This is a genomic window from Ensifer sp. D2-11 (assembly GCF_054161295.1).
In genome coordinates this window covers 1,453,457-1,479,016 of record NZ_CP096434.1, presented here as the reverse complement: position 1 = coordinate 1,479,016, position 25,560 = coordinate 1,453,457, and the positions used below count along the sequence as shown (strand labels likewise).

The following is a 25,560-nucleotide window of genomic DNA, read 5'->3' as shown; positions in this document are numbered from 1 at the left end:
CGATCAGTTCGCGGCTGCGCCGATCTCCCGGTCCCAGCGCTCCAGGAGCTCTTTGCGCTTGGCCGGATCGCCATAGGTCTTGAAGTCGTAATCGATCAGCTTGATGTCCTCGAACTTCGGCGCCTCTTCCGGCACCTTGGCCGTCTTGTTGGAAGGAAGCTGGAACGATTTCGCCTCCTTCATACTGGACTGCACGTCGGCGGAGAGCGCCCAGTCATACCATTTCTTGGCATTGTCGAGGTTCTTTGTACCTTTGATGATCGACATCGAGCCGATTTCGTAGCCCGTGCCTTCGCAGGGCGCCACGGACTTCACTGGGAAGCCTTCCACCGTCTGCGCGACCGCATCGTGCATGAACACGATGCCGATTGCGGTTTCCCCCCGCGCCGCGGCCTTCACCGGTGCAGAGCCGGACTTCGTGTATTGCGACACGTTTGCGTTCAGCTTCTTCAGATAGTCGAAAGCCTCGTCCTCGCCCATGATCTGAACGAGCGTCGCGAGCGCCGTATAGGCGGTGCCGGAGGAATTGGGATTGGCAATCTGGACTTCACCCTTGAAGGACGGATCGAGCAGGTCCGCCCAGCACTTCGGCTCCTTCAGGTTCTTCTGCTTGAAGATCTCTGTGTTGTAGCCCCAGCCGAGCGCGCCGGCATAGACGCCGACCGTGCGATAGCCGGCACTCTCGGCCTGCTTGACGGCCCATTCATGCAATTCACCAAGCATCGGCGACTTGTATTCGAGCGTCAATCCCTCGGAGGCGGCCTGCAGATGCGGGTCGCCGGTGCCCGCCCACCAGATGTCCGTCTTGGGGTTGCGCGCCTCGGCCCGGATCTTTGCGTAGGTTTCGCCCGAAGACAGGCGAACCATGTTGACGGAGATGCCGGTCTTCTTTTCGAAGGTGCCCTTCATCTGCTCGCAGATAACCACGTCGGCCGAGCAGATCAGATTGAGATTTCCATCGGCCTGCGCGGAAAAGGCAAAGAACGTCGCTCCCGCGGCGAGCGCTGCCGCGGCCAGTTTTACCAAACCCATCGGTTTCCTCCCAGATTGTGCCGGCGCCTCCGTGCCGGGCGCTTTTTGCAAGCGCGTGCAAATGCTGCACGAGGATACGGAGGGTGTCAATAAAATTGTTCGACATTGCACGATATGACTGCGTTGCACGCAATTGCAAAATAGTGCAATTCTGCGTGCACGATCGAGGAGAAGTCGTGAATGCCGCAGAAGCCGTTTGTCAGCGCCCAGGAAGTCGCAGAGCGGGCGGGCGTGTCACGCTCCGCCGTCTCCCGTACCTTTACGCCCGGCGCGAGCGTCTCGCCCGAAACACGGCGGAGGGTGGTAGAGGCGGCGGAAGCACTCGGCTATCACGTCAACCATCTCGCGCGCGGACTGATGCGCAACGAGAGTGGCATCGTCTGCCTTATCGTATCCGAGATGAGCACGCCCTACCGTGCCAACCTGATTCGGGCGATGACGCAGCAATTGCAGAACGCCGGCAAGGTCGCCATGCTGATCAACACGGACCGCTCGGACGGCAGCGTCGATCTCGCGTTGCGGCAGGCAATCCGGTACCGCGCAGATGCATCGATCATCCTGTCCGGAATGCCCGACCGGTCGATTACCCAGCTCTGCCTCAAGAACGGCCAGCGCCTCGTCCTCATCAACCGCGACGACGACCAGCAGGGCCCGCTTCGCATCAATCTCGATGACGCGGAGGCGGCGGGGCGGGTCGTCACCGCGTTCGTGCGCGCCGGCTGCCGGCGTCTTGCCTTCGCGAATTCGCAAGCCGGCACCCCGAGCCTGATGGCGCGCGAACACGGCTTCGTGGCGGCGGCAAAAGCAATGGGCCTCCCGGTTCTGGTCGAGCGTCACGGGCCGACAAATTACGAAAGCGGCCGCGTTCTGGCGCAGCGGTTGCTGACGCTCGGTGAGCGCCCCGATGCGGTCTTCTGTGCCACGGATCTCCTTGCCTGCGGCTTCATGGATGCCGCGCGGCACCAGTTCCGGGTCTCCATTCCCGATCAGCTCTGTGTCGCGGGTTTCGACGACATTGAGCAGGCCGCCTGGTCCTCCTATGACCTCACCACTTTCGCGCAACCTGTCGACAGGATAGCCCGGGAGGCGGTGGCTTGGCTCGTCAACGAGAGGCAGGAGCCGGTCGACCATTCGGTCCGCTTCCGGCCTGATCTCGTCTGGCGCTCATCCGTCCGGGGAGGGTAGTTCCGGTTCGACTCAACACAAATGGTATTTGCGAGCCGATTTAAAGCGAATACCCCTAATTTGTTACTGGTTATAGTAATACGTTTGTGTAATATCCAACTTGCACCGACACATCTTCTTGCATCGCTATGGCTTGTAATGGGCTGTGCTGGAGAACGTATTGCCGTGTCCGTGCTCTCTTATTGAGCTGGTGGGAAATGAATGGGCCCTGACCGACACCGGTCAGGGCCTTTCCACTCGGTGAGCCCTATTTTGCCAAGGCGTCGACCTTCGAATTGCGTGCGGTGCCCCAGCCCCCGGCGAGGCCAGTCGCCGAAGCGCCAGGCCTCTGACCGTCTTTCCCCGTTCGAGACGGCTGACGAAGAACTAGCACGCATGATGCTTCGGCTCCACTGGCCCATCAGGGTTATCGCCGGTGAATATCGGGGATATCTGAAGCACTTCCAGGAAAAGTGTGCAGCGGTTTTCCGTCCGGAAGTGAGAGATTCAAAGAGTTAGCTAGCCCTTCCAGGAAAACTGTGCAGCGGTTTTCCTGAAAAGTGCGCAGTTCAAAGGGCTAGACGGCCGCTTCCAGAAATGCGCGCGAAAAGCCCGGTTCCGTTACCTCGATCGTCCCTTCTGGGATCTTCAGCAATCTCTCGACAGCCATCCCGTAGGTGCGCATCCAGCCATCTAGCGTCCGCGCCGCGCCGTCCAGGTCCCCGGCTTCGGTCTGCTGCAGGGCCCTATGCATCGTCTTGGCGACGCCAAGCCGCAAATACAGCAGCATCGGCGCAAGGGCCTCAGGATCGGGTGCGTCTAGGCTCCCCTCCTTGTGACCGCGCCTCAGAAGTTCGGTCAGAAAGGGGAGTGTCACCGCGCTGACCGCTGCGTCGATGCGATGATAGAGGACGATGTTCTCGGGCTTGAAAAGTGCGTTGAATGTATTCTTCAACTGCGGCGCCATTTCCACTTTCAGGCGCCGCGACCCCGCGAAAAGGGCATTCAGCTGGCCGACGGCATCGAGGGAGGGATCCTCGAATACCGTTTGCAGTTCCTTCAGGCTGTGGCGTGCCATGCGCGCGGCGACTGCCTCCAGCAGTGCCTCCTTCGAAACGAAGTAGTGATAGAACGCCCCCTTGGAAACATTCGCCTCCCGGATCACGTCGTTAACGGTCGTGTTTTCGTATCCCTGCTCGAAGAAGAGGCGTTCAGCGCAATCGATGAGCTCATTCGTTCTGACTTCAGGTGATTTCTTAACTCGTGGCATCGATTTGTCCTGAACCGGAGAAATACGTTCTACACGTGTTGGCAGGCTACGCGAAGTCCTGCTCCCGATTATAGACCGACGGTCGGTCTAATGCTATCATAACAATAGATGCGGGTGAATTTCAGGAGTGGTTCGTGCGGCTGATGCAGCAGATGAGGCGCTACGCGGCAGGTATTGCGATAGCCGCCGCAGTCGGTGCGGTTGCCTTCTGGTATACGACCCGGGCGGTGCCCGTTTCGATCGTGACGCCGAAGCGCGGCGATGCGGCGGAGATCGTCTATGCCAGCGGCGTCGTGGAGCCGCGCGTCTGGGCAAAGGTCACTTCGACAGTGCGCGAGCGGATCGTCGAGCAGTGCAACTGCGAAGGCGAACGAGTGGAAAAGGGTGCCGTGCTCGCGCGCCTGGACGATACGGAAGCGCGGGCGATTCTGAGCGAGCTGCAGGCGCGCCTGTCGCTTGCCCAGGAAGAATACCGGCGCAAGCTCGCCTTGGCAGAAAGAAACACGATAAGCGAGCAGGCCGTGGACAGGGCACGCACCGACGTCGCTCAATTGGAAGCATTGATCGCGGGACAGGAGGCGCGGCTTGCCGCCTACGTGCTGCGTGCACCTAGCGACGGGCGGGTGCTTCGGCAAGACGGTGAGATCGGCGAGGTCGCCGAGCCTGGGACCGTTCTCTTCTGGGTCGGAGAGCCGCAACCGCTGATCGTGGAGGCCGAGGTGAACGAAGAGGACATTCCGCGGGTCGAAGCCGGCCAAAATGCCTATCTTCGGTCGGATGCCTTTCCAGAGCGCTCGCTCGAGGCGGTTGTCGACAGCATTACGCCGAAGGGCGATCCTGTTACGAAGACTTACCGCGTCCGCCTTCGCCTGCCGGAGGACACGCCGCTCAGAATCGGCATGTCGACCGACGTAAACGTCGTGGTTCGCCTGTCGCGCAACGCTCTTGTCATCCCCGCGGCAGCGGTCAGCGGGACTAGAGTCGCGGTGGTTGAAGGGGGAACGGCGAAACTGCAGGAGGTCGAAACCGGCATCCGCGGTACGGACGGCGTCGAGGTCCTTTCCGGCCTTGCGGAAACCGCGCGCATAATCTCGCCCTTGCCCCCCGATTTCGCTGACGGAACGCGGGTGGAAGTGGTGCAAACAGCGACGAATTGAGCCATGCGCCTGATCTTCGATATCGCCTTGACGCACGTCGCCGGCCGCGGCCGCCAGACGCTGGTTGCGGTTATCGGTGTCGCCGTCGGCGTCGGCTTCTCGATCGCCATGGCGGCGCTGATGCAGGGCGGGCAGGACGATTTCGTTCGCCAGCTCGTCGACACGATGCCGCATGTCGACGTGACCGATGAGCAGCGCTCGGCGCGACGGCAGCCGGCGGAAGACCTCTTCGAAGCCGTGTCGATATCGGGGCTGAGGCCGAGGGACGACCGGCGCGGCATCATCAATCCCGCGAAAGCGGTCTCCTGGCTCGACGAATGGATGCCCGGGCGGCTGGCCGCCGTCCTGAACGTGCAGGGCGTGATCCGCTACTCCGGCCGCGAAGTCGGCGCCGTGGTGATCGGCATCGAGCCGGAGAAGGAGGTGAAGGTCTCGCCCATCGTCGAGGATTTCGAGTCGGGCAGCTTCGCCGCGCTTGCGGCCGGCGGCAACAACGTTGTTATCGGCGATACGATGGCCTCGAGGCTGGGCGCCGGTCTCGGCGACACGATTACCGCCGTGTCGTCGGAAGGCCTTGCCCGCAACTTCAAGATCGTCGGCCTGTTTCATACCGGCACCACGGCGCGCGACGAAGGCGAGGCCTATGTGCTACTGAAGAACGCCCAGATTCTGTCCAACAGGCCGAACGCGATCAACGAGATCCGCATCAAGCGCGACGACCCGAATGCCGCGCCCGCCATCGCGCATCGCGTGGAGGCCGAACTCGGCTACAAGGCGGTCGCGTGGCAGGAGGCGAACGAGTCCATTCTCGAAGCGCTCGTCGTGCGCAACGTCATCATGTACACGGTCGTCGCCGCGATCATGCTGGTAGCGGGTTTCGGTATCTTCAACATCGTGTCCACCATCACGCACGAGAAGGCGCGCGACATCGCCATCATGAAGTCGCTGGGCTTTTCGCAAGCCGACATGCGCCGTCTGTTTGTGATCGAGGGGCTGGCGATCGGCATCGCGGGTTCGCTTCTCGGCTGGGCGCTCGGTTTTGCGATCACCTACGCGCTTTCCCGGGTGCGGTTCGAAATTGCGGCAACCGGCCAGGAAATGACCAGGCTGCCGATCGCGTGGAGCATTCTTCACTATGCCGTAGCGACAGGCTTCGCCCTGTCCTCGGCAGCGGTCGCCGGCTACCTGCCCGCCCGCCGCGCAGCACGCGTCAATCCGGTGGACATCATAAGGGGCGCGACATGAGCCCGCTGATCGAGGCTCGCGGCCTCACGCGTATATTGCATGAGACGGTTCCGGTAACGCTGGTGAGGGACATTGACCTCATCATCGAGGACGGCGAGTTCGTGGCCGTTACCGGCCCCTCGGGGTCGGGAAAGTCGTCGCTGCTCTATCTGCTGGGGCTGCTCGACCAGCCGACGCAAGGCATGCTCCGCGTCCGCGGCCGCGATACCGAGCCCATGAGCGAGAGGGACCGGGCGGAGACCCGCCTCGCCACCATGGGATTCGTCTTCCAGTTCCATTTCCTCCTGCCGGAATTCACCGCGCGCGAGAACGTCGAGATTCCGATGCGCAAGCTCGCCCGCCTCGGCCGCGACGAGATACGGGCGCGGGCGACCGAATTGCTGTCCTCGCTCGGCCTCGCCGATCATCTCGACAAGCGGCCGGATCAGCTCTCGGGCGGCCAACGCCAGCGCGTGGCGGTCGCACGGGCGCTTGCCAACGATCCGCCGTTGATCCTGGCCGACGAGCCGACCGGAAGCCTCGACAGCAGGAGTTCGGAGCAGGTATTCGCAATTCTCGACGGACTTGTCCGCGAGCGCGGCAAGACGGTCGTCGCGGTGACGCACGACCTGGACATGGCCGCTCGCATGGATCGCCGCATCCACCTCGTGGATGGCGAGGTCAGCAGGGAAGAATAGATGCGCGAGTTTCGCCGAACGGCGCGCAACAGCCGAGCGGATGCTCAGCGCCGCTCGTCCATTTCGGCAAGTTTGCGCACCCGGCGCCGGAAGTCCTCGTCGGTGGAGAATTCGGCAGCGAGGTAGGCTGCAACGAGATCCCTGGCTAACCATGCGCCGACGATCTGGGCGCCGATGCACATGACGTTGACGTCGTCATGCTCTACCGACTGATGGGCGGAATGCACGTCATGGCAGACCGCTGCGCGGATGCCTTTCACCTTGTTCGCCGCGATCGAGGCGCCGACGCCGGTGCCGCAGACCATCAGCCCGCGATCCGCCTTGCCCTCGATGATCGAGGAAGTGACGGTCTTTGCGATGTCGGGGAAGTCTACCGGGTTCGCATCGTATGAGCCTGCGTCGTACACCTCGTGGCCCAGCGAGGTGACATGGTCGATGATCGTGGCCTTGAGGTGGAAGCCAGCATGGTCGGAACCGATGACGATACGCATATTGGTGTCTCCTGGAGAAAAGATTACTGGGCGATCAGGCGGGGCAGCCACAGCGTGAAGTCCTTCGCTAGGGTGAGGAGGACAAGCGTGGAAGCCAGCGGAATGTAGAAAGGCACAAGCGCTCTCAGAAGCTGCCGGATCGAGACCTTGGCGATATCCGACACGAGGAACAGTGACAGACCCATCGGCGGCGTCAGCAGTCCGAGCATCAGGTTGAAGATCGTCACGATGCCGAGTTGAACCGGGTCGACACCGGCCATCACGAGCGGCGGGGCGATGATGGGAACGAGAAGCAGCGTTGCGGTCGTCGAGTCGAGGAACATGCCGGCGACGAAGAAGATCAGATTTGCGATGATTAGCAGCATCAGCGGGTCCTTCGACCAGCCAAGCAGAGCTGCCGCAAAGGTCTGAGGCACCTGCTCGACCGCCAGAATCCAGCCGAAAAGCGCGGCAGAGGCGACGATGATGAGGATAGCGCTGGAGCTGCGGGCCGTCAGAACCGCCGAATGCCATAAATGCGCCAGCGTCAGTTCGCGGTACAGGACGCCGCTGATGAAGATGACATAGACGGCCGTTATCGCGGCCGCCTCGGTCGGTGTGAAGGCGCCGGCCGTCATGCCGCCGACCATGAGCGCCGGAGCAAGAATGGCCGGAAGCGCCGGCACCAATGTGCCGACCAGCTCGCCTGCCGTCGGCCAGCGCTCCGCGCGTGCATGGCCGTGTTGGATGGCGACGATCAGCACCGTGAGCATCAGCAGGGCGGTGCACAGCACGGCGGGCATGATGCCGGCCACGAGGAGCTGGACGATCGAGACGCTCGTGACCGAGCCGTAGACGATCAGCGGGATGGAAGGCGGGAAGATCGGCCCGAGCGTCGCGGAAGCGGCAGTTACCGCGCCGGCGAAGGATGGATCGAAGCCGCGCTTCTTCATGGCGTCGATCTCTATTCGCCCCAGGCCCCCGATGTCAGCCAGCGCCGCCCCGGACATTCCGGAAAAGATCAGGCTTCCGAACACGTTGACCTGCGCCAGGCCACCCGGCATTCGCCCGACGAGCGTATAGGCGAAGCGAAAGATGCGATCGGTAATGCCGGAGAGGTTCATGAGGTTGCCGACGAAGATGAAGAGAGGCACGGCCACCAGCGGAAACGAATCCAGCGCATAGGTGATCCGCTGGGCAAGCAGCCCGAACGGCAAGCCTTCGACAAGTACGTAGAGAATTGACGGCAGCAGGATGGCGTAGACCACCGGGAAGCCAAGCATGAACAGACCGAGGAAGGCCGCGACGACCAGAAAACCCATGAAACGACCTTTCAGACTGCGACGTTCTTGTCCGCCTGCGGCGGCTTGCGCAGATGCAGAAGATGGACGAGCGCCGCACCCGCGAAACCGAAAAGCGTAGCGCCCAGAAATATCCAGAAAGGGATGCCGAGCGTCGGCGTGGCGTTGGTCAGGTTCCGGGTGATGTTCATGGCCGTGACCCAGCCGATGAACCCCGTAGCCGCGATCGCGCCGATCGAAATCGCGACATTCACGATTGCGCGCGCCTTCCTCGACAATGCCGCCTTGAACTCGCCCATGACGATATTCTCGCCATGGCCGACCACGAGGGGATAGGCGAGGAACACCAGGCAGATGAGCAGGAAGCGCGTCAGCTCCTCCGCGCCGATGAAGGGCAGCCCGAAGACGCTGCGCATGATGACCTGAGCCGTCGGAACGATGACCAGACCCGCCATCACGGCAACCACGACAATCGTCAGGACACGTTCGGGCAGACGCATCTTCTCCCCTCCCAAAATGCAGGCGTTGCAGGGACAAGGGACAATGGCTTGCCCCTGCAGCTCGTCGGTTACTTCACCGCTTCGATCTGCTCGATGAGCGGTGCGAAATTCGGGAAGTCCTGTCGGATCTGGGCGCTGACCTTTTCCCGGAATGCCGCCACGTCAAGCCCTTCGGCCTCGGTGATGACGGTCATGCCGCGGCCCTTGAGTTCCTTGACCAGATCGGCCTCGGATTCCGTCGCCATCTTCAGCGATTTCTGAGCCTCCTCGTCGAGGACTTTCGTCAGAGCCGTGCGCTGCTCTTCGCTCAATCCCTGCCAGACTTCCTCATTGATGAAGACGGCGAGCACGGCGCGCATGTGACCCGTCATCGACAGATGCGATTGCACCTCATTGAGATTGTTGGAGGCGATCATGGTCAGCGGATTTTCCTGGCCGACCACCACGCCCGTCATCAGCGCGGTCGGGAGTTCGGCAACCTCGACGGGGGTGGGGATCGCGCCGAAGCCCTTGACCATGGAAACCCATAGCTCGAGCGGGACCGCTCGGAACGGCTTGCCGGCAAGGTCCGCCGGTGTCTTTACCGGGAAGTTGGAGGAGATGTGGCGGTCACCCCGATAGATGCGCCCGACGATCCGCACGCCCTGTGCGATGAGCTTCTCGTTGATCGCCTGAAGGGCCGGCGACGACTGCGGGTCCGTCGCAGCGAGCGCATGCGCGCCGTCGCGATAGATGAAAGGCGCGTTGAAAACCGCGACCTCAGGCACCAGTCGGGCGAGAGAAGCGAAATCATGATGGCCCATGGAGATCGAGCCCATGCGCACGCCATCCACCATTTCCGCGACCCCGCCGAGCTGGCTGGCGGGATAAACGGTGACGGTGACTTCGCCGCCGGTCGCGGCCGCAATGCCCTCCGCCGCCTGTGCCGCATAGACCGTCTGGATGTCTCCCTCAGCGCCGACATGCGCATAGCGCAATTCGGTTGCGGAAGCGGCTCCGGCCATCAATGCGGCTCCCAGCATGGCGCCGGCCACCCGGCCATGTTTCAGAAAGTTCAGCATGCTCTCCTCCTCCCTGGATAAAACTAGCTGTCTGCTTCTTTTTCCTCTTCTTGCGGCGCGTCCTTCCTGGTGAAGGCAGCTATGTAGCTTTTGCGCCGAAGCTCGTCGCCGATGGCGAAATGTTCGCGCAGCATCCTGTCGGCCTTGTCCGGGTCGCGCGCGAGAATGGACAGGAAGACCTCCCGATGGGCCTCCACGAGATAGTCGGTGATGCCCGGCGCGTCGCTCGTTTCGGCGCGCCGCTGGACATGGCTGCGCTTCAGAAGGTCGGAAATCGAGCGGTAGACCGTGACGAGCGCGGGACTGCGGCTGGCCTCGACGATCGCCATGTGAAAGGCGAAGTCCGCAGCACCGCCGTCTTCGGCGTCGTGAAGCGTGTCCATCAACCGCGTCAGCAGGCCGCCGATACGTGAGAGGTCGCTATCCGTCGCGCGGATGCAGGCAAGACGGATAGCCTGGCACTCGATCGCGACACGGGCCTGCATGATGTCGTCGAGCATGTCGGGTTGCTGGGCAAGGCAGAACGTCAGGAAATCGCCGAAGACGCTCACGTCGGCCTTGCGGACGAAAGCGCCCTTGCCATGGCGGATATCGAGAAAGCCCAGATTGGCGAGCGACCGCAAAGCCTCCCTCAGCACCGGCCGCGATACGCCGAGGGCCAGGCAAAGCTCCCTCTCGCCCAACAGCCTGTCTCCCACCTTGAGCGCACCGGACAACAGCTGCTCCCGGAAGAAGGAGAGAACCTTTTCCGTTCCCGCGAGTTCGTCGGCGCTGTCGGATAGCACAGGGTTCATGTAAATGGTCCTAACTGGTATTACCAGTAAGCACCACATGCGTTTGCCGGTCAAGACGCGATGCTTGAATTCTTGGAAATTTGTTGAGGATGCTCGCGCGCCGAACCGCACAGGCGCGCGGATCACAAGAATTTCAGATGCGGCGAAGGACCCCGCTGCAGCAGCAACGAGTGCAGCCGGCTTGGCTGTCGCTTTGAACTGCTCAATCCAGGGAGCAAGCCGCAGTCGCGAGGATTTCCAGGCGGATGCCGGGTGAAAGGAGCTCCGCGACGACAGTCGCCCGCACGGGAAATGGAGGCGCGAAGAATTCGCGGTATATCTTGTTCATGCCCGGGGCATCGGCCCGGTCGATGAGATAGACCTGTATCTGCACGACAGCGGCAAGCGTGCTTCCGGCGGCTTCAAGCGCCTGCCGGAGGTTGGAGAATACCTGTCGCGCCTGGCACTCGATGTCCCCGGTGACGAGTTCGCCGGTCCCCGGGTTCTTTGCTATGTGAGCCGATCTCACGATCCGGCCCACCTTCACGGTACCGCTCAAGGGTGCGCGGGATGCAGCAATTCCGGTTTCGATTTTCTCGAACATTCGTGTTCCTCCCGCCTTGCTGAATTCGGACCGTGCGCTGCGATCAAGCACCCTCGAGCACCGCATGGGCAAGGACCTCGATGCGCAGGCCCGGGGTGATGAGCTCCTTGACGACCACGGTTGCGCGCACCGGATAGGGCTCCCTGAAGAACTCGGTATAGATCCTGTTCATGCCGGGAGCGTCGGCTCTTTCGGTGAGAAACACCTGCATCTGCACGACATTTGCGAGGGACCCGCCCGCGGCCTTGATCGCAATTTCGAGGTTCTGAAGCGTGCGGCGTGCCTGCGTTACGATGTCGCCAAAGACCGGCTCGCCGGTGACCGGGTCCTCCGAGACGTGAACCGACCAGAAAAGACCGCCGGCGCGAACCGCTTCGCTGACCGGAACATCCGACGGATCGGCGCCGGTATCGATGACTTCAAACATGCTCTTCCTTGCTCGTTTTCGCTTGTCAGATAGATTCACTGCGGGACTTGGTCGAACCGGGTGACGAACTTCGTGTTCAGATAGCCGTCGAAAGTCTCCGAGCCTCCCTCACTCCCGTAGCCGCTGTCGTTGATTCCGCCGAAGGGGGTCTCCGGCAGCGCCAGACCGAAATGGTTGATGCTCACCATGCCGGCCGAAAGGGTGCGGGCGGCATGCTGCGCGCGGCTGCTCGAACCGGTGAACACATAGGACGCCAGACCGAAGGGCATGCTGTTGGCGCGCCGGATCACCTCGTCGAAATCGCCGAAAGGCGTGACGACGGCGATCGGTCCGAAGGGCTCCTCCTTCATCAGGCGCAGTTCGTCGCTGCCGCCGGCGACCACGGTTGGCGCATAGAAAAAGCCCGCATTCCCAACGCGCTCGCCGCCGGTGACGATCTCGGCGCCCTGCTCGCGCGCGTCCTGAACGAAACCCTCCATGGCAGCGACGCGTCGGGCGTGGCAGAGCGGGCCCATCTGCACCCCCTCCTCGAAACCGCTTCCGACCCTTGTCGAAGCGATCTTCTCGGCAAAGCGTGCCAGGAAACGGTCGTGCCCTTTCACCTGCACGTAAAACCGTGTCGGCGATATGCAGACCTGGCCGGCATTACGCACCTTCTGGCCGGCAAGCGCGTCGGCTGCCGCCTCGATGTCGGCGTCGTCGAACACGATCACCGGTGCATGACCCCCGAGCTCCATGGTGGACCGTTTCATGTACCTGCCTGCCAGGCTCGCGAGATGCTTCCCGACCTCGACCGAACCCGTGAAGGAGATCTTTCTGACTTCCGGCGCCGTCAGCAGCGTCTCCGACAGGTGGGCCGGGTCGCCCCAGAGGATGTTGAGACAGCCGTCCGGCAGCCCCGCCGCCTGCATCAGCCGGCCGATCGCGACCGTGGAGGAGGGGGATTCCCCCGGTCCCTTGAGGATCATGGTGCAGCCGCTCGCAAGCGCCGCCACGACCTTGCGCAGCGCCTGGCTGAAGGGGAAATTCCAAGGCGTGAAGGCGATGCAGACCCCGACCGGCTCGCGAAGGACCATCTGCTGCACGCGCGGATCGCGGGCGGGAACGATCCGCCCGTAGATGCGGCGCGCTTCCTCCGCGTGCCAATCGGCATGGTCGGCGGCGAAACGGATTTCGCCGATCGCCTCGCCGAGCGGCTTGCCCTGGTCGCGCGTCATGTTGCGGGCGATCTCGTCGGCATGCTTGCGAGCGAGGTCTGCGAAGCGGCGCAGGATCTGGCCCCGGTCGAGCGGGGAACGATCCTTCCAGTTCTCGAAGGCGCGTTGCGACGAGGCGACGGCTTCGGCGATCTCGCCATCGGTCGCAAAAGGCAGCCGAGCAATCGTCTGGCCCGTGGCGGGATCCACCACGTCGCTGCTCCGCTCCGCCTCGTAGATCCAGCGGCCATCGATCAGCATACCGAGGCGTTCATAGGCGGCTGCAGTGGTTTGCGAATTCATGCTGTCTTCCTTCAGGCGACGTGTCCCTCAGCGCGTGCCCAGGCCAGCGTATCGTCAAGCGCCAGCGCCATGCGCGTCATCAGGTCGTCGATCTGCTCGTCGTCGATAATCATCGCGGGGCAGAGGCTCACCATGTCGCCGAGGCCGCGTGTCAGGACGCCGCGGGCGGTCGCGAACTTGCCGGCCTGGTTTGCCACCTGCCAGGCGGGTGGGAAGCTCTCCTTGGTCGCTTTGTTCTTGACGAATTCAAGGCCGGCAACGAGGCCGACGCCGCGCGCTTCCCCGATCAGCGGATGCTCGCCGAGCTTACGCACGCGATCCTGGAAGGTGGGGGCGACGGAGCGCACATGGCCGACGATGTCGATCTCCTCGTAGATCGTCAGCGCTTCCAGCGCCACAGCGGCTGCAACCGGATGGCCGCCATAGGTGAAACCGTGCGAAAAAGTGCCGATCTTCCGGCTCTGGTCCACAAGTGCGTCCGCGATCTTCTCGTTGATCATCAGGGCGGAGATCGGCATATAGGCCGCCGACAGCTGCTTGGCGCAGCTGATCATGTCCGGCTTGAGCCCGTAGGTTTCCGAGCCGAACATGTTGCCTGTGCGGCCAAAGCCACAGATCACCTCGTCCGCAACGAGCAGGATATCGTATTTGCGAAGGACCGCCTGGACCTTTTCGAAATAGGTTTTCGGCGGGGTGATGACGCCGCCTGAAACCATGACGGGCTCGGCGAAAAAGGCGGCGATCGTTTCCGGACCCTCTTCGAGGATCATCGCTTCGAGATTGTCGACCATCCGCGTGGCGAAGCCTTCCTCCGTCTCCCCGATCTCGGCGAAGCGCCAGTAGTGCGGGCAATCGGTATGGAGAATGTTGGCGATCGGCAGGTCGAAATCGCGGTGATTGAACGGCAGGCCGGTGAGGCTGGCGGTTGCGACGGTGACGCCGTGATAGGCCTTGCGGCGCGAGATGATCTTCTTCCTCCCGGTACGCCCGAGAGCGTTGTTGTAGTACCAGATGAGCTTGATCGCCGTGTCGTTCGCTTCCGACCCGGAGCCGGCGAAGAACACCTTCGACATCGGGACCGGGGCGATCGACAGGAGCTTCTCCGCCAGCTTGATGCCCGGCTCCGTCGATTTGTGCGCGAAGGAATGATAGAAGGGCATCGTCTTGAGCTGTCGCGTCGCGGCCTCCACCAGGCGCGGCTCGCTGAAGCCGAGACCGGCGCAAAACAGGCCCGCCAATCCCTCGATATAACGTTTGCCCTCGTCATCGACGACATAGATGCCCTCGCCGCCGGTGATCACGTGCGGCCCGGTTTCCTGATGCACGGCCAGGTTCGTGTAGGGGTGGACAAGGCTCTGCTTGTCGAGGGCGTGGAGGGAATTCGGACGGTCGGTCATGTGCGGCTCCATCGGCAATCGGAGTTCGGATCAGGCGATGACGTGGACATCCTCGGCGCGCCAGGTCACGTGGCATTCGGAAATGCCCTCGAGCCTGTTCGCATCGGCGCCCGGGACCCGCATACGGATTGGCTGCGTGCCGAGTTTGCCGATGACGAGCAGGTTGTCGCCGTAGTTGATCGTGCTGTCGATCTTCAGCGGCTGGCGTCCGCCCTGTGAGGTTTCGGCGATGCGGATCATTTCAGGTCTGAGCAGCAGATCGGCCCGGCGGTTGCGGTCCGCTTGCCTGCTCCGCGCCTCGACAATGCCGACCGGCGTGTCGAATCTTCCGTCGCCAAGCGAGGAGCCCTCGATGAGATTGCTGTCGCCGATGAAGGATGCGACGAAGCGGGTCTTCGGCGCGCGGTAGATCTCGTTCGGCGTGCCGACCTGTTCTATCCGGCCCTGGTTGAAGACGGCGATCCGGTCGGACATGGTCATGGCCTCCGACTGGTCGTGGGTGACATAGACCATGGTGACGCCGAGGTCCTTGTGGATGCGCTTCAGTTCCACCTGCATATGCTCGCGCAACGCCTTGTCGAGCGCTCCGAGCGGCTCGTCGAGCAGGATGATGTCCGGTTCGAAGACGAGAGCACGGGCAAGCGCCACGCGCTGCTGCTGGCCGCCGGAGAGCTCGGAGGGCACGCGCCCTTCGAAACCCTGAAGCCCGACCTTGGCCAGCGCCTCGCGGGAACGGCGCTCCTTGTCTTGCTTGGCGACGCCGCGCATGCGCAGTGGGAAGCCCACATTGTCGACGACCGTCATGTGCGGGAAGAGCGCATAGTTCTGGAACACCATGCCGATATTGCGCTTGTGCGGCGGCAGGTTGTCGATCGCGCGCTCGCCGAGCCGGATCTCGCCGCTGGTCGGGTGCTGGAAGCCGGCGATCATCATCAGCGTCGTCGTCTTGCCGGAGCCGGACGGGCCGAGGAAGGAGACGAACTGGCCGGCCTTGATGTCGAGAGAAACGTCGTCGGCAGCCATATGCCTGCCGTCATAGGTCTTGGTGATGTTGCGAAGGGTGAGGGAACGGGCATTCATGGCTATGCTCCAAAATCAGGATGCCGCGGCGGCCGGCTCGGCTGCGCCGTTACCGTCGGTCCGGTCCAGAAGGCGCGTGCGGCGGCGCACGAGTTGTGGCGCGAGCCAGATGCAGACGCCGGCGAGAACAAGCAGGAACAGGAACGACGAGGCGGCGGAAATTGTCGGATCCGCCTCCTGGCGGACGGCGTTGAACATCTGCCGCGGCAAGGTCGCCTTGTCGCGGCCGGAGATGAAGAGGGCGATGACGGCCTCATCGAAGGACGCGATGAAGGCGAAGAGACCGGCGACGGTGAAGGCCGGCCGCAGGATCGGAAAGGTGATCAGCCGGAAGGTCGTGAACGGCGAAGCCCCGAGGTTCATCGCGGCGCGCTCCACCGAGCGGTCGAAGCCCTTGAGTGCCGCCGTCAGGATCAGCGTCGACATCGGCAGGGCGATGCAGCTATGGGCGAGGATCACGCCGAGATAGCTCTGAACCAGCCGGAGCTGCCCGAAATAGATGTAATAGCCGAGCGCCATGACGATGGTGGGCACGATCATCGGCAGCATGATCAGAAGGTTGAAGACCGTGCGTCCGATGAACACGTGCCGCACCAGCGCGAAGGAGGCCGGAACGGCGACGATCATCGTTACGCCGACCGTGCCGAGGCCGATCAGCAGGCTGTTCGTCAGCGGCTGCGTCCAGTTCGGGTCGGAGAAGAAGTTGACGTAGTTCTGAAGCGTATAGCCCGGCGGCGGGAAGGCGAGCGACGCGGCCGAGCTGAAGGACATCGGAATGACGATGAACATCGGCGCCGCGACGAAGGCGGCGATCAGAATTGCCAGAGAACGGATCCAGACGTTCATCGGTCACCTCCTGCCCAAAGCCGGTCGAGGCCGAAGAAGCGGTTGTAGAGCGCATAGACCGCGAGCGTCAGCGCCAGAAGCACGATCGAAATCGCCGAGCCGAGGCCGAAGTCGAGAGTCTGCTCGATCTGGTCTCCGATGATCCCGGCGATCATCTGGTCGCGTGGGCTCCCGATCAGGACGGGCACGACGTAGAAGCCGAGACAGGTGATGAAGACGAGAGTGCAGCCGTTGACGATGCCGGGCGCGCTCAGCGGCAGATAGACGGAAACGAAGGCGCGAAGCGGGTGGGCCCCGAGACTTTCCGCGGCGCGGACATAGAGCGGGTCGATCCGTTTCATCACGGCGAAGAGCGACATGGTCATGAATGGAATAAGGGCGTGGGTCATGGCGAGCGTGGCGCTGAAGGTGGTGAACAGGATTTTCGGCGCGGGGTCCCAGCCGAACAAAGAGAGGAGCGCGGTAACCGGCCCCTGATTGCCGAGGATGACCATCCAGGCATAGGTGCGCACGAGATAGCTGGTCCAGAAGGAGAGCGCGACGACCGTCAGCAGGAAGGTTGCAAAGCGCTTCGAGCCATTCGCCGCGGCATAGGCGAGGGGATAGGCAAAGAGAAGACTCAGCAGCGTTACCAGGAGCGCCGTCTTGAACGTGTTGTAAAGGACCAACGCGAACAGACTGGAATTCAGCAGCCGGCCGAAGTTCTGCAGTCCGAGGGCGGGCTGCGACAGGCTCATCCAGACCACGTAGCCAAGCGGAACGAGAAAGAAGAGCGAAAGGAAGATCACCGCCGGAGCCATCAGCGGGATCGGCCCTTCCACGAGGACCGGGGACGTCCGGAGTTTCATGACATTGCTCCTTAACCCTCGGATAGGGTCTCCGTCGCGAACGGCGGGTACCGGCACAGGCATTGCCGGCACCCTATCCGTTGCATTGCATTTTCCGGCCGCACTTACCGGGACCGGAAGAGCGGCTTAGATGCCCACCCAGCTTTCGAAACGAGTGGACAGCTCGTCGAGCTGAGGCAGCAGCTTCGCACCGTCCAGCATGACGGCCCGGGCAAGATGCTCCGGATGGGTCGGCATTCTGGCCGCAACCTCAGCCGGAATGAAATCGAACGATTTCGGATTCATCGGGCCGTTCTGGTCGGCGATGCAGAACTTCGCGAGCCCCTCCGCGTTCTGGCCGATATGGCTGATCAGTTTGAAGCCGTTTTCGGCGCGCGGGCTGTCCTTGGCGACGATCCAGCAGGCCTTGTCGACGACGGCCTGGTCCCAGACGATCTCGATCGGATCCTTCGAAGCCTCCTTGGCGCCGAAGGCGTCGCTGTCCCAGAGCCCCGCCATGTCCACCTCGCCGTCGGTCAGGATCTGGCGCGCCTGCGGCCCGGCGGTCCACCAGACCCGGACGTGGTCCTTGATCCGGTCAAGCGAGGCGAAGGCGCGGTCGAGGTCGTAGGGAAAGAGCTGGTCGGCCGGAACGCCGTCGGCAAGCAGCGCGATCGCCAGGACGCGGGCGGCGTGACGCTGCAGGCTGCGGTTGCCCGGAAACTTCGCGACATTGAAGAAGTCGGACCAGTTCTTCAGCCCTTCCGGGAATTTTGCGGCATTGTAGGCCATCTGCGTGGCAAAGCCATGCGTCGACAGCCCGTTTTCGTAGATGGCACCTTCCCAAAGCTTGGAGGTGTCGACGTGACCTTCCAGCGTCTCGAGGAGACCCGCGCCATTGGCGCGCGCGACATCGGCGACGCCGAGCGTGGTCACGTCGAATTCGTAGACGCCCGTCGTCTTCTGCGCAGCGAGCTTGGCGAAGGAAATCGGCGAGACGGTTCGGATCTCTATTCCCGTATCCGCCGTGAAGGGCTCGAACAGGAACTTTTTGACCGATGCCTCCCAGTCGCCGCCCCAGGTGTTTACGTAGAGGGCGTTCTCCTCCGCGCTGGCGCGCCGGATGTAAGGGGAGGCCAGCATGGCGGCCCCGAAAAGGCCGGCGCCGAGAACGGCACGTCGCGATAGCGGCGTGGCTGATGCTTTCTTGAACATTTCCATTCGTGGTTCTCCTTGATGTCGAATGGTCGTCTGACTGCTATTCCCGTGGCCGCTCGCCTAAAGCGGCGGCTCTTCTTGTTCTTTGAATTTCGATTTTGGATCCGGTCAGTCCGGGCGGAAGACCTCCGCGTAAAGGCGCAGCCAGTTGCCGCGGAGGATCTTGTTCGCCTCCTCCTGATTGAAACCGACGCGCAGCAGGGCCGGGGCCACGTCCTGCAGGTTCTCCGGCCTGAGCAGCCATTCCGGCTTGGCCACGGCGCCGGGCCGCTGAGGCGAGCCGGCACCGTACTGGACCGAGCGGGTCCAGCGGCCCTTGCGCATCCAGTCATAGTCGCGCGCGGTGTGGTTGTGCGAAATGTCGGTGCCGATGCCGACATGGTCGATGCCGGCGATGTCGACGGTGCGGGCGACCATTTCACACCAGCCCGCGACGGTGGCGCAGGCAGCATCAGGCGTGATGTTGCGATAGGCGACGCAACCGATGACGCCGCCGCGCTCGGAAAGGGCTTTGATCACCTTGTCGGACTTGTTGCGCTTATGCGCGAAGAGCGAAGCGGCATTGGCATGGGTGATCGCAACCGGCTTCTCCGACCACTCGATAGCATCGAGCGTGGTGCGGTCGCCGACATGGGAGAGATCGACCAGCATGCCCACGCGGTTCATTTCCCGCACGACATCGCGGCCGAAGCGGGCAAGCCCGCTGTCGTTTTCCTCGTAGCAGGAGCCGCCGAGTTCGTTCTGGTTGTTGTAGGTCAGCTGCACGACGCGCACGCCGAGTTCGGCGAAGAACTCGACGAAGGCGATGCGATCCTCGAACAGGTTGGAATTCTGGTAGCCGAGCACGACCGCCAGCTTTCCCTCCCTTTCGGCGCGCTCGATATCGGCGGCCGTCCTGGCGATAAGGATGAGGTCGGCGTTGTCACGCTCCATGTCTCGCCAGCGGGCAAGCGAGTCGAGAGACTCCATCGTCCCTTCCCAGAAACCGAGCGTCGGCGTCACTGCGCTGTAGCCGCCCCGCCGCAGCGCTTCGAAGGACTCGCGGTTGAAATGACCGCATTGAAGTGCATCGATGATCATGGTCGTTCCATCTCAGTTATTGATTGCCGTCGTGCCGTGCTCTGCGGCGCCGGCAATGAGCAGGGAGAGGTCCGTCTCGTCCTCGTCCTGCCGACCGATGACCTTGCCGTCGGCCTCGACGATGATCGGGCCGGCGTGGCGGCGCGACACGTAGGAATCGGGCGCGAGCGCTTCGGCGGATTGGTGGAACAGCTGCCACCAGAGAGCCGCATCGACGGTCAGCCCGTCGCGCCGGATTCCTTCGAGAACCGTCACATCCATTCCCTTCGCGGCGGGCGAAACGACGATCTCGGCAGAGCCGGCAGTCTCGTCGATGGCGACCTCAGCCTGCAGTCCAAAACGCTGCGCAAGAGCCTCGACGACTCTCAGTTCACCGATCTGGGTGGCGCTACGGACCGTAATCGTCCCCGAGCCCTGCGTGCGCAGACGCTCTGCTGCGAGATCGAGCACCGCATCGGCGGCGATCCATGCGTGCTGCCCGCCGCAGTCGACAATTAGGCGCTCGCCGTCCGCTGTCAGTCTCAGCGCATGCGGATTTGCCGATCGCACCGCCTCGAGGTTGTGAGCCAGCCGGGCGAAGCCGCCGAGGCCGAGCGCTGCGGAATAAAGGGCGCAATCCCTGAGCGAGGGCACGAGACCCGCGTCGAGCCGCGTGACCTGTATCAGCCGCTCCAACACCATCCGCAGTTCGCGAAGGCTGACGGTGAGGGTCGAAGGAAGGTTGGACTGGCAGGAACTCATAGGCACGGCTCCGAAGGGTAGAACCACAGGTCGTCGGCGCTGCCGGCGGCAATGTCTTCCGGAACGGGCGCGCCGTGGAACAGAACGCCGCGCAGGTTGCGGTCGAGGAAATCGCGGGTCTTGTCGATGCCGTGGATGCCGACATTGAGAAGGCGGGTGATATGGGCGGGGGTGAAGGCGCCGCTCATGATGTCGGCATGCGGCGAGTGGAGGCTGGTGCCGGCAAGCGCCTGCACGCGCGTGGCGATCGCCCGGTGTTCGGGATGTGCAAGCAGGAAGCGGGCAGTGCTGAGGGTCGGATCGGCGGCGGCGAGGTCGCGGTCGAGGGCAACCACGAGCCGTGGCAGGTCGAGGCCGAGATTGATGACATTCTCGCCGACTTCCGCAGCGGGGCCGCGGCGCGGCTCCTCGGCGGAAACAGATTTGTACCAGACGTATCGCTTTGCGGACTCGATATCGAGATCGAGTGCGAAAGCCCAGGCGTAGTCATTTCTCAGGATCTCGCGCAGCCGGGCGACCGGCATTTCCGGCCGGCCCGTCAGCTCTTCATCGATGACCAGGCCCTCGACGAGCTGGTCGGCCTGTTCGGCAACGAGCTCTATGAGGAGGGAATGGAGGGTTTCCATGGCTTCCGCATGGATGCGGCACTCGAGGGATGCGGCAAGTTCGGCAAAGGGCTCGCTTTCGAGACGGCTGCCGCTCTGCCAGCGGTCCAGCAATTTCGCCACGGCGTCGCGGACAATGCCGAGTTCCCGCGCCACGACGTCGGAGCGCGTGACGTTTTCGTACTGCACGCGGTCCTCGGACCGGAAGGTTATCGCCTTGTCGACAAGGCTCAGCAGCTTGGCGATCTCCGAGCCCGCTTCGTCCGGTGTGAGCGCCTTGGCACGTGCGATCGCCTCCTCGCGGATGAACAGCCAGCGCTCGATCAGGCGCGGGTGGTTGTTGACGAAGAGCATCAGGCCAAGCGCCGAGCCGTTGCCGACCCCGAGGAAGCGGCGAAGCTCGATTGCCATCTGCGGGGCCGCAGGGGCTTCGAGCCGGACGAGATGGGCAAGGAGATCCTGGGCGAAGACGCGCATCATATAGGCGCAGAGCATCTGGGCGGCCAGCGACCAGCGGAGCGGGTGATCGCCCTCATAGGCGAGGAAGGATTTGGTCCCGAAGGTACCGTTGCCGTCGAGGCCGGTATTGCGCATCAGATAGCAGGTCTGGGCGAGCTCGGCGACGTTGGGCTGGCGGTCGGCCTGGAGCGCCCCCTTCGCGCCTTCGAAGAACCGGCCGCTGCGGTTGGAGCGGCACCAGATCAGCGTTCCGGGGGTGGCGCGGCCCGCGTAGAGCTTCGGAAGTTCAGTCCGTGTCGTTTCGAAATCCCGCTCGCTCATGACGCCTTCAACTAGGGCGCCCATCATATCCCAGGCCCGACCGATGATGCGGCCCGTACGACCGTGCGGCGAGGGCTCGAATGAATAAACGGGAAAGCTGAAGCGCCAGCCACCGATGTCGATGCTGTATTCGGCGACGCCCTTGCCCTTGGCATCGATGTCGAAGCGCTTGCACAGGATCTGCCAGCGCTGCCGGACGGCGCGGCTCATCAGCGCGCGCGAGGCGCTGATGCGCGAAGGCTGGATGGCGGCGAGCCTTTCGGGCTTCATGATATCGGCCGGCGAACGCATCAGCCGCGCGATGCGGTGAGCCTCCGACTCCGGCGCGGGTTTCTTCACGGCGCTCATTTCATTGTTCTCCTCGCAGGCGCGCGGCGCTTGCCGCCGCTGCTGCGACGACGATCCGGGCGCACTTGTCAGTATCGAATCCTGTGAACGGGCCGGAAAGCGCCAGCGCGCCGATGCATTCGCCCTGCGCATCGATGATCGGGGCGGCGACGGCCGATACGGTCCGTGGCCCCTCGACCTCCGAAATGGCGTAGCCGCACTTGCGCACCTCGGCGATGGTCTCGTCATCCGGCAGTTCGACGCTCTGCGCCCTCAGCCGGTCGACTATTTCCGGACGCGAGAACGATACGAGCACCCGACCGAAGGCGGTGCGATCGAGACGGAGCTGCGTTCCGATCCTAAGGTCCGCGCGAAGGAGGCCGCGTGACTCCACCCGCCGAACGATGACGGCGGATTTTCCATCGAGAACGGCGAGCGAGGCGGTCTCACCGCTCTCCGTGACCATCTCTTCCAGGACGCCGGCAAAGCGCACACCGAGGTTGGATTGTTCGAGCGCCATCGCCGCATGCCCGACGATGCGAAGCGTCAAACGATAGCGGCCGTCGGGCGTCTGCTCGATCCATCCGGCTTCCACCAGAGTGACGAGGCGCTGATGGGCTGCACCCCGCGCTTCGCCGAGTTGGCGCGCGATGTCGACGAGGCGCAACGGCTCCGGTGCCGCGGCGATACACTCGAATGCTGCGAGGGACTTGAGCACCGATGATAAGGGGCGAACCGACATTTTTACAAAAATTCCATAAAGCCTCTTGTCTTCTATTAGAAGACAGCGTATATATATGTTGGACATAGATTTGCCCTCTGTCAACCTCGTTCTGCGCGATCGACGTGGATTTTTTCGCGCCGAATTGGCGCTCGCTTCATGAACAGAAAAATCGAAAGCCGTTCAGCGGCCTGAACTGCGAAGCTAGCATCGTCGCGGACGAGCCAATGTCGCGCCCAGGCTCAATTGCCGGCCGCGACCCAATGCGCCAAGTTTAAGAATTGTAGGCGAGAGACTCTCAGAGCACTTCCACGATTATATCCACTCAGGTCTGAGCCGAACGGTTCGGACGTCAGCCCCGATCCGGACGCACCACCCGGTCTCCGGGGCCGTGGTTTTCATCGGGCCTTGTCGCGGCCTACTGGGGCGAGAGTAATGACGACGTTACCAACAGGCTTCCCGCTTTCGACCGACTCGTGAGCGGCCGCGATGTCGTCCAGCGCGTATGTTTCGGCGATGTGATGCTTGAGAAGCCCGGATGCGAGCTGCCCTTGAAGCGCGCCGACGGTCTCGGTGCGCGCTTCGGGCGACATCTCATAGACGATGAAGAACCGCGCCGCAGCGCCGGCGAGTATCATCGGCAAGAACTCGAATGAGATTTCAGGCTTGCTGGAGCCGTAGATCACGCAAAGACCGTCACGCGCTATGATGCCTGGCAGCATCTCGACATTCGTGGCGGCGTCCACCTCTATGACTCGGTCGACACCGCGCCCGTCGGTGATGCCCCTTATCCGGTCGACGACATCTTCCGTTCTGTAGTTGATCGTGTGGTCGGCTCCCAGCTGCGTGCAGATCTCGGCCTTTTCCGTCGAACTGACGGTCGTCATGATGCGTGCCGCGCCATAGAGTCTCGCGAACTGAACGGCGTAAGCGCCGACTGCGCCCGCGCCTCCGGTCACCAGCACGGTTTTTCCAAATACGGCTCCGTCCATGGTTACCGCGCGAAGTGCCGTCAGCGCCGGAATGCCGAGGCAGGCGCCCTCCTCGAAAGATACGCTGTCGGGCAGGTGAACCGCCTGATCCTGTGGAAGGACGACATATTCGGCAGCCGTACCGCTCGAACGTCGCCAGGCTGCATTCCAGGTCCATACCCGCTCGCCGATGCGCTCGCCTGCGACGCCCGTTCCTACGGCGTCGATAATGCCTGCGCCATCACTGTGCGGGATCATTCGCGGCGGAATGAGCGGCCGTCCCGCCCGCGCCTTCACATCGGACGGATTGACGCCGGACGCATATATGCGGACGCGGACCTCTCCGGGGCCGGGGATAGGCTCGGGAAGGCTGCCGACCTCAAGGACATCGCGGGCGGCGCCATTCTTCTCGTACCATGCAGCTCTCATTGTCGTGGCCTTTCGGTCAGGCGTCGAGGATGACGAATCGGTCGCGGCCGTCACGCTTTGCCGAGTAGAGAGCCTTGTCGCAGCTGTTCAACAGCTCCGCTCGTCGCCCATTGGGCGGGGCGAGGGCGCCGCCTATGCTGATGCGTGCAAGGACGGCCTTGCCGTCGACCTGAAAGGGTTCGCGAAAGGCCGCGAGCAGCCGCTTCGAGACCGCTGCCAGGGCCGGTGCGTTGGGCGGATTTGGAATGAAAACGGCGAATTCGTCGCCGCCCATGCGGATCGCGATATCGCCCGCTCTGATGACGGAGCGAATTCGGTTGGCGGCTTCGTACAAAACCTCGTCGCCGGCGTGATGGCCAAGCTCGTCGTTGATCGCCTTGAAACCATCCATGTCGAGATAAAGAGCGCCGAAGGTCTGACCCGCGGCGATCGCGTTGTGGAGAGCCCCGTCGACGATCGACGACAGGGCCGAGCGGTTGAATAGGCCCGTCAACGGATCGGTGATGGCCGCATTCTGTAATTGGTTATGGGCGAGCCCCATCACGAGATTCGCCTTCTGCAGGCTCAAAAGCGCACTGGCGACCGCCGCAAATCGGCGCAGGTTCTGCGCCTGCCCGTCGGAAAGATGCCTGGGCCGGACATCGAGGATGCAGAAGCTGCCGACGGGCAGGTTCTCAAGATAGACGGGTGCGCCGGCGTAAAAGCGGAAGTGCGGGCTTCCGACCACATATGGTCTCGTCTTCAGTTCACGGTCTTCCGCTAGGTCCGGGATAATAAGGAGTTCGTCTGCCAAGACGACCCGCGTGCATATGGACATCTCGCGCGAGCATTCGCCGATCCTCAAGCCCGCCTGACCGGCGATCCGCTGCCAGTCTTCATCGATGATGTTGATGGCGGCGTAGGAAACGTCGAAGATACCTTCGGCAAGCTCGGCCAAGGTCGCGAGTTCGGGCGTGGGAGCGCTGCCGATTGAATTGAGCGAACGGACTGCGAGCAACCTTTGACGCTCGTTCGTGGGGATTCGTACGGCCTGTCCCATTTCTATCTCCGTCGTTCGTGAAAGATGGCGATCCGGGCGACCCGACCCTTGCGAGGGCGAAGCTCAGCGGCCTTCCGACCTATCGCAGAAAAACGTCGGCGCGCTATCCTTAAACCTTAGAGTAATGCGGGTACTCTCCGTCGCGCGCCGAAGTTTTGCGCAGTTCACCACCGAAACATGCAAATTTGAGGGTTGCTCAGCAAAGAATACCATTCAATCGTGACAGGACGCGGCGAGGCGGGCTCGAGTCCGGGCACCGGCATCGGAATAGTTGCGGCAGCGCACCAGCCGAACCGGCTGTCCTCAGTGAGTAATTGAA

25 protein-coding genes are annotated in these 25,560 nt (G+C 62.9%); 4 read left to right on the top strand and 21 right to left on the bottom strand.

Translation table 11 applies throughout. From position 1 onward, the window contains the following. Positions 1-3: 3 nt before the first annotated feature. Positions 4-1,032, bottom strand: a complete 1,029-nt coding sequence (locus tag M1D34_RS24020; RefSeq protein WP_498782668.1) for an ABC transporter substrate-binding protein — start codon at positions 1,030-1,032, stop codon at positions 4-6. 180 nt (positions 1,033-1,212) lie between these two features. Between M1D34_RS24020 and M1D34_RS24015 the strand changes: the two genes are divergently transcribed. Further along, positions 1,213-2,217, top strand: coding sequence for a LacI family DNA-binding transcriptional regulator (locus M1D34_RS24015; protein WP_498782666.1), 1,005 nt, complete (start codon positions 1,213-1,215; stop codon positions 2,215-2,217). Positions 2,218-2,773: 556 nt separating this feature from the next. On the opposite strand, the gene M1D34_RS24010 is transcribed toward M1D34_RS24015, so the two are convergent. Further along, positions 2,774-3,466 (bottom strand): TetR/AcrR family transcriptional regulator, encoded by a 693-nt coding sequence (locus M1D34_RS24010; RefSeq protein WP_498782664.1) that lies wholly within the window; start codon positions 3,464-3,466, stop codon positions 2,774-2,776. 134 nt (positions 3,467-3,600) lie between these two features. Here M1D34_RS24010 and M1D34_RS24005 point away from each other — a divergent pair, with 134 nt between their 5' ends. From M1D34_RS24005 to M1D34_RS23995, 3 genes are read left to right on the top strand one after another with little or no spacing between them, the layout of a single operon-like run. Next, entirely contained in the window at positions 3,601-4,623 is a 1,023-nt protein-coding gene (locus M1D34_RS24005; protein ID WP_498782662.1) for an efflux RND transporter periplasmic adaptor subunit, read from the top strand. 3 nt (positions 4,624-4,626) lie between these two features. Further along, a complete protein-coding gene (locus tag M1D34_RS24000; RefSeq protein ID WP_498782660.1) occupies positions 4,627-5,868 on the top strand; it encodes an ABC transporter permease in 1,242 nt (413 codons plus the stop codon). Then, positions 5,865-6,545 (top strand): ABC transporter ATP-binding protein, encoded by a 681-nt coding sequence (locus tag M1D34_RS23995; protein ID WP_498782658.1) that lies wholly within the window; start codon positions 5,865-5,867, stop codon positions 6,543-6,545. The genes M1D34_RS24000 and M1D34_RS23995 overlap by 4 nt, the downstream gene beginning before the upstream one ends. A 44-nt stretch (positions 6,546-6,589) precedes the next feature. Here the strand turns inward: M1D34_RS23995 and rpiB are convergent, their stop codons facing one another. The 19 genes from rpiB to M1D34_RS23900 all read right to left on the bottom strand — a co-directional run bounded on the left by rpiB (position 6,590) and on the right by M1D34_RS23900 (position 25,241). Continuing rightward, on the bottom strand, positions 6,590-7,036 hold the full coding sequence (gene rpiB, locus M1D34_RS23990) for a ribose 5-phosphate isomerase B (RefSeq protein ID WP_498782656.1): 447 nt from the start codon (positions 7,034-7,036) through the stop codon (positions 6,590-6,592). 23 nt (positions 7,037-7,059) lie between these two features. Then, the gene (locus M1D34_RS23985; RefSeq protein ID WP_498782654.1) at positions 7,060-8,337 is read right to left on the bottom strand and encodes a TRAP transporter large permease; all 1,278 of its coding nucleotides are present in this window, start codon (positions 8,335-8,337) and stop codon (positions 7,060-7,062) included. A gap of 11 nt (positions 8,338-8,348) precedes the next feature. Then, complete coding sequence (locus tag M1D34_RS23980) at positions 8,349-8,816, bottom strand: TRAP transporter small permease (RefSeq protein WP_498782652.1); 468 nt, start codon at positions 8,814-8,816, stop codon at positions 8,349-8,351. Between the two features lie 68 nt (positions 8,817-8,884). Next, positions 8,885-9,877: a TRAP transporter substrate-binding protein gene (locus M1D34_RS23975; RefSeq protein WP_498782650.1), complete on the bottom strand. Its 993-nt coding sequence runs from the start codon at positions 9,875-9,877 to the stop codon at positions 8,885-8,887. Positions 9,878-9,900: 23 nt separating this feature from the next. After that, positions 9,901-10,671, bottom strand: coding sequence for a FadR/GntR family transcriptional regulator (locus tag M1D34_RS23970; protein ID WP_498782648.1), 771 nt, complete (start codon positions 10,669-10,671; stop codon positions 9,901-9,903). A 202-nt stretch (positions 10,672-10,873) separates the two neighbouring features. Beyond that, positions 10,874-11,254: a RidA family protein gene (locus tag M1D34_RS23965; protein WP_498782646.1), complete on the bottom strand. Its 381-nt coding sequence runs from the start codon at positions 11,252-11,254 to the stop codon at positions 10,874-10,876. Positions 11,255-11,297: 43 nt separating this feature from the next. Beyond that, positions 11,298-11,681: a RidA family protein gene (locus M1D34_RS23960; RefSeq protein WP_498782644.1), complete on the bottom strand. Its 384-nt coding sequence runs from the start codon at positions 11,679-11,681 to the stop codon at positions 11,298-11,300. A gap of 35 nt (positions 11,682-11,716) precedes the next feature. Continuing rightward, entirely contained in the window at positions 11,717-13,180 is a 1,464-nt protein-coding gene (locus tag M1D34_RS23955) for an NAD-dependent succinate-semialdehyde dehydrogenase (RefSeq protein ID WP_498782642.1), read from the bottom strand. 11 nt (positions 13,181-13,191) lie between these two features. Next, positions 13,192-14,577 carry an aspartate aminotransferase family protein gene (locus M1D34_RS23950; protein ID WP_498782640.1) on the bottom strand — a complete coding sequence of 462 codons (1,386 nt, stop codon included), beginning with the start codon at positions 14,575-14,577 and terminating at the stop codon, positions 13,192-13,194. 30 nt (positions 14,578-14,607) lie between these two features. Further along, complete coding sequence (locus M1D34_RS23945) at positions 14,608-15,657, bottom strand: ABC transporter ATP-binding protein (RefSeq protein ID WP_498782638.1); 1,050 nt, start codon at positions 15,655-15,657, stop codon at positions 14,608-14,610. Between the two features lie 15 nt (positions 15,658-15,672). Beyond that, complete coding sequence (locus M1D34_RS23940; protein ID WP_498782636.1) at positions 15,673-16,503, bottom strand: ABC transporter permease; 831 nt, start codon at positions 16,501-16,503, stop codon at positions 15,673-15,675. Further along, entirely contained in the window at positions 16,500-17,351 is an 852-nt protein-coding gene (locus tag M1D34_RS23935; RefSeq protein ID WP_498782634.1) for an ABC transporter permease, read from the bottom strand. The genes M1D34_RS23940 and M1D34_RS23935 overlap by 4 nt, the downstream gene beginning before the upstream one ends. 126 nt (positions 17,352-17,477) lie before the next feature. After that, positions 17,478-18,551, bottom strand: a complete 1,074-nt coding sequence (locus tag M1D34_RS23930; protein WP_498782632.1) for an extracellular solute-binding protein — start codon at positions 18,549-18,551, stop codon at positions 17,478-17,480. A gap of 105 nt (positions 18,552-18,656) precedes the next feature. After that, complete coding sequence (locus tag M1D34_RS23925; RefSeq protein WP_498782630.1) at positions 18,657-19,628, bottom strand: membrane dipeptidase; 972 nt, start codon at positions 19,626-19,628, stop codon at positions 18,657-18,659. 12 nt (positions 19,629-19,640) lie between these two features. Continuing rightward, entirely contained in the window at positions 19,641-20,369 is a 729-nt protein-coding gene (locus M1D34_RS23920) for a hypothetical protein (RefSeq protein ID WP_498782628.1), read from the bottom strand. Then, a complete protein-coding gene (locus tag M1D34_RS23915) occupies positions 20,366-22,102 on the bottom strand; it encodes a hypothetical protein (protein WP_498782626.1) in 1,737 nt (578 codons plus the stop codon). The genes M1D34_RS23920 and M1D34_RS23915 overlap by 4 nt, the downstream gene beginning before the upstream one ends. Position 22,103: 1 nt before the next feature. Then, positions 22,104-22,823, bottom strand: coding sequence for an IclR family transcriptional regulator (locus M1D34_RS23910; protein WP_498782624.1), 720 nt, complete (start codon positions 22,821-22,823; stop codon positions 22,104-22,106). A 377-nt stretch (positions 22,824-23,200) separates the two neighbouring features. Beyond that, positions 23,201-24,202, bottom strand: coding sequence for an NADPH:quinone reductase (locus M1D34_RS23905; protein WP_498782622.1), 1,002 nt, complete (start codon positions 24,200-24,202; stop codon positions 23,201-23,203). Between the two features lie 16 nt (positions 24,203-24,218). Then, positions 24,219-25,241, bottom strand: coding sequence for a sensor domain-containing diguanylate cyclase (locus M1D34_RS23900; RefSeq protein WP_498782620.1), 1,023 nt, complete (start codon positions 25,239-25,241; stop codon positions 24,219-24,221). Positions 25,242-25,560 lie beyond the last annotated feature (319 nt).

Bases quoted from the DNA above. Each gene is read 5' to 3' on its own strand.
- M1D34_RS24010 (WP_498782664.1), bottom strand. From the start codon at position 3,466: ATGCCACGAGTTAAGAAATCACCTGAAGTCAGAACGAATGAGCTCATC.
- M1D34_RS23945 (WP_498782638.1), bottom strand. From the start codon at position 15,657: ATGAATGCCCGTTCCCTCACCCTTCGCAACATCACCAAGACCTATGAC.
- M1D34_RS24015 (WP_498782666.1), top strand. From the start codon at position 1,213: ATGCCGCAGAAGCCGTTTGTCAGCGCCCAGGAAGTCGCAGAGCGGGCG.
- M1D34_RS23975 (WP_498782650.1), bottom strand. From the start codon at position 9,877: ATGCTGAACTTTCTGAAACATGGCCGGGTGGCCGGCGCCATGCTGGGA.
- M1D34_RS23940 (WP_498782636.1), bottom strand. From the start codon at position 16,503: ATGAACGTCTGGATCCGTTCTCTGGCAATTCTGATCGCCGCCTTCGTC.
- M1D34_RS23935 (WP_498782634.1), bottom strand. From the start codon at position 17,351: ATGAAACTCCGGACGTCCCCGGTCCTCGTGGAAGGGCCGATCCCGCTG.
- M1D34_RS23930 (WP_498782632.1), bottom strand. From the start codon at position 18,551: ATGGAAATGTTCAAGAAAGCATCAGCCACGCCGCTATCGCGACGTGCC.
- rpiB (WP_498782656.1), bottom strand. From the start codon at position 7,036: ATGCGTATCGTCATCGGTTCCGACCATGCTGGCTTCCACCTCAAGGCC.
- M1D34_RS23925 (WP_498782630.1), bottom strand. From the start codon at position 19,628: ATGATCATCGATGCACTTCAATGCGGTCATTTCAACCGCGAGTCCTTC.
- M1D34_RS23995 (WP_498782658.1), top strand. From the start codon at position 5,865: ATGAGCCCGCTGATCGAGGCTCGCGGCCTCACGCGTATATTGCATGAG.
- M1D34_RS24000 (WP_498782660.1), top strand. From the start codon at position 4,627: ATGCGCCTGATCTTCGATATCGCCTTGACGCACGTCGCCGGCCGCGGC.
- M1D34_RS23970 (WP_498782648.1), bottom strand. From the start codon at position 10,671: ATGAACCCTGTGCTATCCGACAGCGCCGACGAACTCGCGGGAACGGAA.
- M1D34_RS23955 (WP_498782642.1), bottom strand. From the start codon at position 13,180: ATGAATTCGCAAACCACTGCAGCCGCCTATGAACGCCTCGGTATGCTG.
- M1D34_RS23910 (WP_498782624.1), bottom strand. From the start codon at position 22,823: ATGTCGGTTCGCCCCTTATCATCGGTGCTCAAGTCCCTCGCAGCATTC.
- M1D34_RS23980 (WP_498782652.1), bottom strand. From the start codon at position 8,816: ATGCGTCTGCCCGAACGTGTCCTGACGATTGTCGTGGTTGCCGTGATG.
- M1D34_RS24020 (WP_498782668.1), bottom strand. From the start codon at position 1,032: ATGGGTTTGGTAAAACTGGCCGCGGCAGCGCTCGCCGCGGGAGCGACG.
- M1D34_RS23985 (WP_498782654.1), bottom strand. From the start codon at position 8,337: ATGGGTTTTCTGGTCGTCGCGGCCTTCCTCGGTCTGTTCATGCTTGGC.
- M1D34_RS23920 (WP_498782628.1), bottom strand. From the start codon at position 20,369: ATGAGTTCCTGCCAGTCCAACCTTCCTTCGACCCTCACCGTCAGCCTT.
- M1D34_RS23915 (WP_498782626.1), bottom strand. From the start codon at position 22,102: ATGAGCGCCGTGAAGAAACCCGCGCCGGAGTCGGAGGCTCACCGCATC.
- M1D34_RS23965 (WP_498782646.1), bottom strand. From the start codon at position 11,254: ATGTTCGAGAAAATCGAAACCGGAATTGCTGCATCCCGCGCACCCTTG.
- M1D34_RS23950 (WP_498782640.1), bottom strand. From the start codon at position 14,577: ATGACCGACCGTCCGAATTCCCTCCACGCCCTCGACAAGCAGAGCCTT.
- M1D34_RS23905 (WP_498782622.1), bottom strand. From the start codon at position 24,202: ATGAGAGCTGCATGGTACGAGAAGAATGGCGCCGCCCGCGATGTCCTT.
- M1D34_RS23900 (WP_498782620.1), bottom strand. From the start codon at position 25,241: ATGGGACAGGCCGTACGAATCCCCACGAACGAGCGTCAAAGGTTGCTC.
- M1D34_RS23960 (WP_498782644.1), bottom strand. From the start codon at position 11,681: ATGTTTGAAGTCATCGATACCGGCGCCGATCCGTCGGATGTTCCGGTC.